Source organism: Streptomyces sp. NPDC002785, from assembly GCF_040295565.1.
In the GTDB taxonomy this organism is placed as follows: Bacteria; Actinomycetota; Actinomycetes; order Streptomycetales; family Streptomycetaceae; genus Streptomyces.
In genome coordinates, this window is record NZ_JBEOVN010000237.1 from 1 (window position 1) to 10117 (window position 10117).

5 protein-coding genes and 2 pseudogenes are annotated in these 10117 nt (G+C 72.6%); 2 read left to right on the top strand and 5 right to left on the bottom strand.

The window, feature by feature from the left end:
* The 4 genes from ABTZ94_RS33195 to ABTZ94_RS33210 all read right to left on the bottom strand — a co-directional run.
* Positions 1-1547 (bottom strand): PrsW family intramembrane metalloprotease (locus ABTZ94_RS33195; RefSeq protein WP_351206458.1); only part of this gene is annotated, 1547 nt, incomplete at its 3' end.
* A 96-nt stretch (positions 1548-1643) separates the two neighbouring features.
* The gene (gene trmB, locus ABTZ94_RS33200) at positions 1644-2537 is read right to left on the bottom strand and encodes a tRNA (guanosine(46)-N7)-methyltransferase TrmB (RefSeq protein WP_502967351.1); all 894 of its coding nucleotides are present in this window, start codon (positions 2535-2537) and stop codon (positions 1644-1646) included.
* Positions 2530-3786, bottom strand: coding sequence for an L-2-hydroxyglutarate dehydrogenase (gene lhgD / locus ABTZ94_RS33205; RefSeq protein WP_351206460.1), 1257 nt, complete (start codon positions 3784-3786; stop codon positions 2530-2532). Before lhgD ends, trmB begins: the two co-directional genes overlap by 8 nt.
* Positions 3787-4000: 214 nt before the next feature.
* Positions 4001-5743 (bottom strand): NsdA family TPR-like regulatory protein, encoded by a 1743-nt coding sequence (locus tag ABTZ94_RS33210; RefSeq protein ID WP_351206462.1) that lies wholly within the window; start codon positions 5741-5743, stop codon positions 4001-4003.
* A 1230-nt stretch (positions 5744-6973) separates the two neighbouring features.
* Between ABTZ94_RS33210 and ABTZ94_RS33215 the strand changes: the two genes are divergently transcribed.
* Together ABTZ94_RS33215 and ABTZ94_RS33220 are read left to right on the top strand one after the other, a co-directional pair.
* Positions 6974-9085 carry an asparagine synthase-related protein gene (locus tag ABTZ94_RS33215; protein ID WP_351206464.1) on the top strand — a complete coding sequence of 704 codons (2112 nt, stop codon included), beginning with the start codon at positions 6974-6976 and terminating at the stop codon, positions 9083-9085.
* Positions 9086-9139: 54 nt separating this feature from the next.
* Positions 9140-9898, top strand: a pseudogene (locus tag ABTZ94_RS33220) (AfsR/SARP family transcriptional regulator); the annotation flags it as partial.
* Positions 9899-9979: 81 nt separating this feature from the next.
* Here ABTZ94_RS33220 and ABTZ94_RS33225 read toward each other — a convergent pair.
* Positions 9980-10117: pseudogene (locus ABTZ94_RS33225) on the bottom strand (transposase); the annotation flags it as partial.

Below are 10117 nucleotides of genomic sequence, written 5' to 3' on the forward strand. Positions count from 1 at the left end.
CGTCCGCCGTCGGGCACACCGGCGGGCCACTGGAGGTCCACCCGGGTGCACGGTCGGCGCCCCGGCTCGACGGCCGCTTCCGTGGCGGCGGAGACAGCCTGCGCCGCGTACGTCAGGGCGGGAGCGGCCACGTCCCTGCGCTGCCAGAGGTGGTGCAGCAGCTCCAGCTCGCGCTCGGCGAAGTCCGGGCCCACCGCCCCGCGGCGGGCCCGTCGGCGCAGCGAGGCCAGTGATGTCGCGAACGATTCGTACTCGGCGACGGCGCGGGCAGCAGCCCTGCCGTGGGCCTTGGCCTGTGCTTTGGCATGAGCCGTGACCTGGGCCGACGGGCTGCGCCCGGGCGACACATGTCCCGGCCCGAATCCTGGCGCGTACCCCGGTCCGAATCCTGGCGCGTACCCCGGTCCGAATCCTGGCGCGTACCCCGGTCCGTAAGGGCTTCCCCAGGCCGCGGCGACGTGTCGTTGGCGCGCCGCGTCGCGTGCCATGCCGCGGGCCCGCATCGAGGAGAGGGCGAGCGGTTCGGCGGGGGTCAGCCAGCCGGCCGCGGCATAGGCCGGCAGCTCGGCGGAGAGCGTACGCAGCTCCCGCTGGCGCGACCAGATCGCCAGCCAGGTCACCAGGCCGAAGACCGGGACCATGAACACCCCGTACACGGCATAGAAACCGTACGGGCCGAATGTCGCCGACCCGTTCCACAGGGCGTGCATGCCCATGGCGAGGACGAGCCCCAGCAGCGGCAGCGCGATGCGGCGGATCCGGCGGCGCCGCGCACTGACCGCGGCCAGTCCGAAACCTATTCCGGTCAGCACCGTGAAGAGCGGATGTGCGAACGGCGACATCACCGCCCGTACGAAGAACGTCGCGGCGGTCACCGAGACGACGCCCGAGGTGCCTGTCTGCTGGTCCTCACCGAAGGCGGTGCCCAGATAGAGGATGTTCTCGGTGAAGGCGAAGCCGCTCGCGGTGAAGCCGGCGATGACGACGCCGTCGACGATCCCTTGGAACTCCCGCCTTCGGAACAGGAAGATCAGCAGGACGGCCGCGGCCTTGGCACTCTCCTCGACGACCGGCGCTATGACCGTGGCGCCGAGGACGTCGGCGTCCGACGGGTCGACGGTGGCCGTGGCTATCCAGCGGGTCGCGAACGAATTCGCGATGATCGCGACCAGGGCGGCCGCGAACGCACCCCAGGCGAAGGAGAACAGTAGATTCCGCCATGGTGCCGGATCGACCCGGTCCAGCCAGCGGAACGCCGCCATCAGGAGCGGGACGGGCAGCACGGCGAGACCCAGACCTACCAGAAAGCCGTCGGTGCCCGTCTGGTCGCGGACCAGGGCCAGGATCGCCAGGCCGCACAGCGCGAGCACCGTGAACACGGCCGCGATGCGAAATGTCCTGCTGCGCCACACCATGCCGACGCGGCGCGGCCGGTAACGCCAGTGCCTGCGCTCCGGCACGGCAGCCAGGATCTCGCCGACCCGCTGCTCCTCGAGAAGCGGGACGGCCGGCTGCGACTGCCGCTGCTGGACAGACTCGTCGGACACCACCCGATGACCCTAACGAGCAGCACTGACAGCCGGCCATGGGGCGACGGGTCCGCCACGTCCTGTCCGAGGCCCGTACTGACTCCGGGCGGGCCGTCAGCGGCGGGCGAAGAGCAGGTCGTGCACGACATGACCCTTGTCGAGGCCCTGCCCCTCGAACCGGGTCAGCGGCCGGAACGCCGGCCGCGGCGCATAGCCGCCGTCCGCCAGGGTGTTCTCGAAGAGGGGGTGCGCGGTCAGCACCTCCAGCATCTGCTCGGCGTACGGCTCCCAGTCGGTCGCACAGTGGATCACGGCCCCCGGCTTCAGCCGCTGCGCCACCAGATCGAGGAACTCCGGCTGGATCAGCCGCCGCTTGTGGTGGCGCTTCTTGGGCCACGGGTCGGGGAAGTACACCCGCAGCCCGTCCAACGAGTCCGGCTTCAGCATCTCGCGCAGCAGGATGATCGCGTCACCGTTGGCGACCCGGATGTTGGACAGTCCGTTCCGGTCCGCGAGACCGAGCAGATTGCCCTGTCCAGGGGTGTGCACATCGACGGCGAGAATGCCCGTACCCGGGTCGTCGGCCGCCATTTGCGCTGTGGCCTCACCCATTCCGAAACCGATCTCCAGCACGGCCGGGAGCCCGTCGAACAGCGCGGGCAGATCGAGGATGCGCTGCCCGTCGATGTCCAGTCCCCACTTCGGCCAGAGCCGCAGCAGGGCGTCCTCCTGGCCGGGCGTGACGCGGCTGCGGCGCGGCTGGAAGCTGCGGATCCGGCGCTCGTGGTGCGATCCGGCCGGATCGATCGCGGGTCCGCCGGGGAAGCGCGGCTCCTGGCGCAGCCTGCGCTGCTGCTCGAAGGAGGCGGCGCGCAGATCGTCCGGAATCCCGGCAGCGGCGGGGGCGTGGGCCGAGGAGGCGCTGCTCGTCCCGGCCGCGGCATCGCCGGACGTCGGGGCGGAAGGATTCGCGGAGGGTTCTGCGGAGGGGTTCAAGGACTCAGACACAATGCCCCGATTCTACGGCGGGCGGCTTCCACTCCGTCCCCCGTGCCCGGAGCAGCGCCCTGCGTGCCACCTCCCGCCCGATGGGCAGACAGGCCGTCGCGGCGGGCGACGGAGCGTTCAGTACGTGCACGGTGTGCGGGGCCTCGCGGATCAGGAAATCGTCCACCAGGGTGCCGTCCCGCAGCACGGCCTGGGCCCTGACCCCGGCCGGGGCCGGACGCAGATCGGACTCCGTGACCTCGGGCAGCAGCCGCTGCACGGCTGTCGTGAACGCCCGCTTCGACAGCGAACGGTGCACCTCGCCCGCCCCGTACCGCCAGTGCTTGCGCGCGATCTGCCAGGTGCCGGGCCAGGCCAGGGTGTCCGCCAGCTCACGGGGGCGTACGACGGGCCAGCCGTACCCCTCGCGGGCCAGCGCCGGCACCGCGTTCGGCCCGACGTGGACGCTGTCGTCGTGGCCGCGGGTCAGATGCACGCCGAGGAACGGGAACGCCGGATCGGGCACCGGATAGACCAGGCCGCGCACCAGCTCCGGTCGCGCCAGCTCGTAGTACTCCCCCCGGAAGGGCACGATCCGCACCCCCGGATCGTCGCCCGCGAGCCGCGCCACCCGGTCGCAGTGCAGTCCCGCGCAGTTGACCAGCACCCGGGCCCGCACCACCGGGCCGTCCGCCGTACGCACCGCCACACCCCAGGGGCGCCGGTCGATCGCGGTGGCCTCCGCCCCGTAACGGATCACTCCGCCCGCCCGGCTCACCTCGGCGGCGAACCGCGCCGCGACCGCCCCGAAGTCGCACACCCCCGTCGTCCCGACGCGGATCGCGGCGAGCCCGTGCACCTGCGGCTCGTACTCCGCGATCTGGGCGGGCCCCAGCTCGCGCACCGGCAGCCCGTGCTGCCGGCCGCGCTGGACCAGGGCGTGCAGCCGGGGCAGCTCGGACCGCTCGGTCGCGACGATCAGCTTGCCGGTCACCGCGTGCGCGATGCCGTGCTCGGCACAGAAGTCGACCATTTCGGCGGCGCCGCGCACTGCGTAACGGGCCTTGAGCGAGCCGGGGCGGTAGTAGATGCCACTGTGGATCACCCCGCTGTTGCGCCCGGTCTGGTGACGGGCGGGGCCCCACTCCTTCTCCAGCACCGTCACCCGGGTGCCCGGAGCGGTGCGCGTGATCGCATACGCAGTCGACAGGCCGACGATCCCGCCGCCGATCACCAGCACATCGCAGTCGTACGCCGCGTGCGTCATCATTACGCCACCTCCCACCCCGATAGTGCACTGACCCACTGACAACGCACTCAAACCAGCGAAGCCCAGCGTGGCGCCGAATCCTTACGCCTGGCGGCGGCCGGATGCCGCCGCGATGCCATCCGGACACTGTTTGTATGCCGCAAGGACGTCGTGGTGACGCTACGTCGTGGTGACGCTATGCGGATGTGCGCGGTCCGTCCTGCGCCCGGTCCTTCTACGCGGGCGCCACCAGCAGTGGCCGGGCCCTTTCACGCAGCTCGGCGACGCGCGGCTCGTGCCCGTACGGTTCGAGCCGGTGCAGCAGATCCCGTACGTACTCCGTGGTCCGCGCCGAGGAGATGCGGCCCGCCACCTCCACCGCCCGGGTGCCCGCCGCGCAGGCCGCGTCCAGATTCCCCGACTCCAGCTCGGCCACCGCCGACACCACGAGCCGCAGCCCGTGCGAGCGGACGAATTCCTCGGTGGGCCTGGACAGGGCCTGCTCGGTGAAGCGCCGCACCTGCCGGGGCGCCTTCAGATCGAGGTGGCACTCCGCGGCATCGGCCGCGAACCTGTCGTACGAGTAGAAGCCCAGCCAGGACGGGTCCGCATCGCCGTCCCTGGAACGCTCCAGCCAGCCCTCGGCGGCCTTCAGCGCCGCGCCTGCGGCCGGTGCGTCACTCGCCTTCGCATGGGCGCGTGCCTCCACCAGGCGGAAGAAGCTCATGGTGCGGGCCGTGGCGAGCCCCCGGTTGCGTTCGACGGCGGCCTGCGCGAGGTCGACCCCCTCGTCGGCGAAACCGCGGTAGGTCGCCTGCAGCGACATCGAGGCGAGCACATAGCCGCCGAGAGGGACGTCGGCCGCGGCCCGCGCGAGTCGCAGTGCCTGGATGTAGTAGCGCTGCGCGGCCTCCTGCTGGCCGGTGTCGAAGGCCATCCACCCGGCAAGTCTGGTCAGTTCGGCCGCTGCGCCGAAGAGCGCCCGGCCCACCTCGTCACTGTACGAACCGAGCAGCAGTGGCGCCGCGTCCACGCGTAAGCACTCGGGAACCATGGAGGAACGCCAGTCCCCGCCGCCGTACTTGGAGTCCCAGCGGCGGGCGTCCTGGGCCGCCTCGCGCAGCTTGGAGACGTCGCTGTGGCCGACCCGCAGCGGGGAGATGTCGCTCGTGTTCGCGGTCGCGGTCGCGCTGGTGTTCGCGGTCGCGGTCTCCGGGCCCGGCTGGGCGGGGATGGACGGTGTCCGCTGTGTCTCCGGAGCTCCCGGGGCTTTTGGGGCTTCCAGCGTCGCCCGAGCCGCCTGCGCATTCAGCGCTGCCTGCGCTCCGGGTGCCGCCTGTGCTCCGGGTGATGGCTGTGCACCAAGCGCCGACTCCGCCCCCAGCGGCCCCTGAGCGGCCAGGGCCCCTGCCGCCGCGCCCGGCACCCTCTGCGCCCCTGCACCGGCGTGTGCGCCCCTTGCGCCGCGGGTGCCGAGGATGGCTGCCGCGGCGGCTGTCGAGTCGCGCGCCACCGACGGGTCAGCGGGGGATATCAGCCAGCGGGACGCGGGCGTCGCGTACGCACTCACCGAGAACGAACCCGCCAGCGACTGCCAGATCCCGCCGCTGCCCGCCCGTCGCCCGGCCAGATCCAGCCGGTACAGCTCGGTCGCCGAACGGACGGCCTCGGCCACATCGCGCGGAAAGGCCAGCCCGACCTCCGGGGCCGGATCGGCGTCCGCGAGCCCAATCTCGTGCAGCGGGACCGGCCGGCCGAGTTTGGCGCCGATCGCCGCCGCGATGAGATGGGGCGCGGCGCCCTGCGGCACCATGCCCTTGGAGACCCACCGGGCCACCGAGGTCTTGTCGTACCGGAGTGTCAGACCGCGCTGCGCCCCGAGGTCGTTGACTCGCCGGGCGAGCCCGGCGTTGCTGATTCCCGCGAGGGCGAGAACGGTTCCGAGTTTCTCGTTCGGTCCGCGTTGCTCCCTGGACATGCGCCACCCCTCGACACACAGACGGCAGCCGCGTCACCGTTGCGGCGCGCGGCATTCGTACCGTGTCCTCCCCAGGGACGAACCCCGGCACTCCGGCCGCACACGCATATGGCCGAGCCCCGAGGAATATGCCTCCTGCCGAGAACCTCAGTAAACCCAGCGTAGTTCGCCGCATCCCTACCGTTAAGGGGCAGACGTCCGTATGGCGGATTGTTGTCCGTGCGGACGGGAGCGGCTTCGCGGTGCCGCTCCGGGCGCCGCCGTGGTGCCGCTCCGGATGCCGTGCGCAGCGGCCCGGAACCCGGCCCGGACCCTGCCGGGCACCCCGCTCGACGCCCTGCTCGATGCCCCTGTTCGTGCGCCCCCAAAGGCACCGTTCGCACGTCGCGGCGACACCGCCCGCCGAGTCCTGTACGTGCTCCTGGTATGTGGCCGTGCGCCCGGCCGTGCGCTCTCGTACGGCTGTTTCGGAGGCGCTTCCATGGTTGCTGCGTGGGTCGGCCCACTGCATTGGACTCAGTGGGCTGGGGGACACTGCCGCCTCATTCCCCGCAGGCGGCGGACCGGTCCGGGAGGTGAACGGACGCCTCCCGGACTGTGCGTCGACACCGGTACGGGGCCGGGTGCGGGGGCCGTGCCCGGGCTGCCTGCCGCCCAGGTGGCGATCTCCTGCGGCCGACGGAGGACTCCAAGAGGGATTCGGGAAAAATCGGGGAATGAAATGGGCGAAAAGGGGCTTCTGGTGCGTCGAGTTCCCTGTCGTCGGGTTGCAGCATGCGCTGAGAATGGCCGAATATCGCCGGTCGACCGAGGTTGGGTCGATCGATTCGCGGACATCCCGTCGACCGTTCGGAGGTCGTCCGTCACGGATCCGCGGGCGCTTCGGGGTGTGGCCGGATTCCGGCCGGTGGAATTTGCTCGTACGGGGAACGCAACGCGCCCAATCCGTAAGTCCGTTGGCGCATGAGCCGCCTCGCGCGGGCCGTGCTTCGGCCGGCCCTCGGGGAACCCGCCGCCGGTTGCCGCCCGACACGCGTCCGTCCGCACCCGGCCGCCGTCCGCCCCGGTCCGGCCTTTGCCAGGGGCGCATGCGCTTGCGACGTGCGCCGTCCGTAGCCCCTCCTGCGCGCCTTTGTCGTGGCAGCATGTCCGCAGCGGCGCCGCGCGTTACCGCAGTTCTCCCGGTACTTCCCTGCTGCGCCGTTTTGTCCACAGCTTGTGGAGGCGGCGATGCGTTGGTTGGTGGGGTGGAGCAGTGTCGCCGCGAGCTTCGGCACGGCCGGTGCCGTGGGTGCCGCCGACGAGGGGCGCACGATGCACCCCGTCGGTTCCCAACTCCTTTGGGGCGACCCCGATCCGCTCTGGGCCGTCGGCGACTGGCGCCCCGACGAGATCCGTATCAGCACGGCCGAAACCGCCGAAGGCGCGCCCACCGCCCGAATGGCCGTACTCGGCTGCTGCAGCGCCACCGACGAACAGCTGCGCGCAGGCCTCCTCGCCGCCCGCGGCGGAGCCCTGCGCCATCTCACCTCCTGGCCCGGCAGCTACACGACCGTCGTCCAGATCGGCCGTCGGATCACCGTCATCGGGGATCTCGCCGGAGCCCGCCCGGTGTTCTACACGCCGTGGGCCCGCGGTACGGCGTACGCCACCGCCGCGCTCCCGCTCGCCGACCTCATCGAAGCCCAGCTGGACATCGGCCACCTGGCCGCCCTGCTCGCCTGCCCCGAAACGCCGGAGGCGCTGCGCGACGGCACCCCGTACGCGGGAGTGAAGCGCATCCCGCCCGGGCACGCGCTCATCCTCCGCGAGGGCTCGCGCGAGATCACCGGGTACGAGGCGGTGGCCTCGCTCGCCGTCGCCGCGCCCCAACTCGACCCGGTCAGCGCCGTCGACGGGGTGCGCGACGCACTGGTCGAAGCCGTGCGCGCCAGGCTCACCGCCCCGCGCCACGCACCCGAAACCCTGCCCCCCGACCCCGGACCGGTCCCTGGCATGGGGCCCGCCGCACGACGCGCCGCCCGCGGCGCACCCGTACCGGGCATCGGCGCCGACCTCTCCGGAGGCAGTGCCTCCGCCACCCTCGCCCTGCTCGCCGCCGGACTGCCGGGCCTGCCCGGCACCGTCCTCGGCCACGGCACGGGAGCGGGGGAGCGGCTGCTCGCCGTCACCTTCAACGACCTCACCGCACGCGGACACGAGGACGAACTCGAACGCGCCCGCGTCATCGCCGCCAACCCGCGCCTGCACCATGTCGTCGTCGCCGCCGGGGAAGAGGCCCTGCCCTACGCCGACCTGGGCGGCGGCCCGCTCACCGATGAACCCGCCCCGTTCCTCGTCGTCGCCGAGCGCCACCGCCGCCGCCTCGCCTCCGGCAGCGCCGACCACTTCGTCGGCGGCGGCGCACGGCAGGTGCTCGACGCCCACCCGGCCCGCCTCGCCGACCTGCTGATGGACCGGCGCCGGCGCCATCTGCTGCGCCCGGTCGCCGCACTCGCCAAGGCCGAGGGCCCGACCGCGCACTCCCTCTTCGTCCCGCTGACCGTCTACCGCGCGGCCCGCCGCCTGTCCCGTACGTCGTACCGCACCGGCCTGGAAACGGCGGCCGGCCGGCTGTCGGACGCCAACCGCCACACCCCCGATTTCGACACCCCCGCCGATGCCTCGCTCGCCGCCCTCGCATGGTCGCGGCCGGGGCCCGCCGCACGCTGGCTGACGGGGGAGGCGCTCGCCGAAGTATCGGTTCGTCTGCAGGAGGCCGCGATCCGCCCCGCCTCCGTCCAACGCCCGGGCGAGGCCCGCGCCCGGGCCGCCCTCGCCCGGTACGCCGCCGACCACCGGATCCTGGAACAGGCAGCGGAAAACCGCAGCCAGCGACTGCACGCCCCGTTCCTCGACAATCAGGTCGTACGCGCCGCCCGTGCGCTTCCCGAATCGCTCCGGGTCCAGCCGGGCGCCCGCGCCGCGGTCCTGCGCCGGGTACTCGCGGGCGCGGGCATCCACGAACTGCCGCCCGGCTGGGGCGCCCCTTCCCTCGCCACCTCGAACGCGACTGCCCGCACCGGACTGCGCGCCGCCCTTCCCCATCTGATCGCTCTCTTCGACGCACCGCTGCTCGCCGACGCAGGCCTGGTCGAGGCCCGCGTTGTACGGAAGGCCCTGCGCGCGGCCTCGGAGGGCGAACCGCTCCCGCTGGACGGCCTGGCGCACCTGGCGTCCACGGAACTCTGGCTCCGCCGCCTCGTCTCGCGGCGGGGCACCTGCTGGACGGGCACGGCGGCACCCCGCCAGCGTGCGGTCGCGGGCGGAATCGTCCCGGCGAGGCGAACGCTGCAGCCGTAGCAGCCGTTGTCGGTGAAGCCTGCTTCCGGCCGCCCCGCGGGACAGAATGGCCTGGTGCGGTACCTGATCCTGGGCGCCACCGAGGCGCGAGACGAGAACGGCAGTGCGCTGCCCGTGGGCGGTACGCGGCTGCGCGCCCTCCTCACCACCCTCGCCCTGCGTACGGGCCGGCCCGTACCCGTCGCCGATCTCGTCGACGACGTATGGGCCGGTGATCCCCCGCACGACGCGCCTGCCGCGCTCCAGGCTCTCGTCGGCCGGCTGCGCCGTGTGCTGGGCAGGGATGCGATCACGAGCACTCACGGCGGCTACCGCCTGGAGGCCGCGCCCGACGAGGTCGACCTGCACGTGTTCGAGCGGCTGTCCCGGCAGGGGGCCGACGAGCTCGACGCGGGCGACCCCGTGACGGCGGCCCGCACGCTCCGTACCGCGCTCGCCCTGTGGCGCGGCCCGGCCCTGGCCGACCTGCCGGACCGGGATCACGGCCACGGCCTGCGTCCGGACGCCCACCGCCTGGCCACGCTGGAACGCCGCATCGAGGCCGACCTACGGTGTGCAGCGACTGGTGCCGGTGCGAGTGCCGCTGTTGACGTGAGGCCCGCTGTCGGCCCGCGCACCCTCGTACCGGAACTCATGGAGCTGACTGCCGCCCACCCGTACGACGAACGCTTCCGGGCCCAGCTGATCCGCGCCCTGCGCGCCGAAGGCCGCCAGGCCGACGCACTGGCCGCTTACGAGGACGCTCGCCGCGCCCTTGCCGACCGCCTCGGCGCCGATCCCGGACCGGAACTGATCGCACTTCACCGGGAGTTACCTGGGATCTTGTGTGAAGGCCCCGGCGTTCACGCCGGGGATGAAACGCATCTCAAGATTGCTCTGACCCGCAGGCTGGAGCGGGCGTTTTTGCTGTTCGATGTATTGGCGGACGATCGCCAGCGGTGCTCCGCCGCAGGATGCCGAGAAGTACGAGGGCGACCACAGGTGCCCGTGCATGATGGCGTGGTTGATGTGGCCGGTGAACTCCTGGCGTAT

What these genes read in the sequence shown, in the direction of transcription:
- ABTZ94_RS33210 (WP_351206462.1), bottom strand. Translation starts at nt 5,743, where the DNA reads ATGTCCAGGGAGCAACGCGGACCGAACGAGAAACTCGGAACCGTTCTC.
- ABTZ94_RS33215 (WP_351206464.1), top strand. Translation starts at nt 6,974, where the DNA reads ATGCGTTGGTTGGTGGGGTGGAGCAGTGTCGCCGCGAGCTTCGGCACG.
- lhgD (WP_351206460.1), bottom strand. Translation starts at nt 3,786, where the DNA reads ATGATGACGCACGCGGCGTACGACTGCGATGTGCTGGTGATCGGCGGC.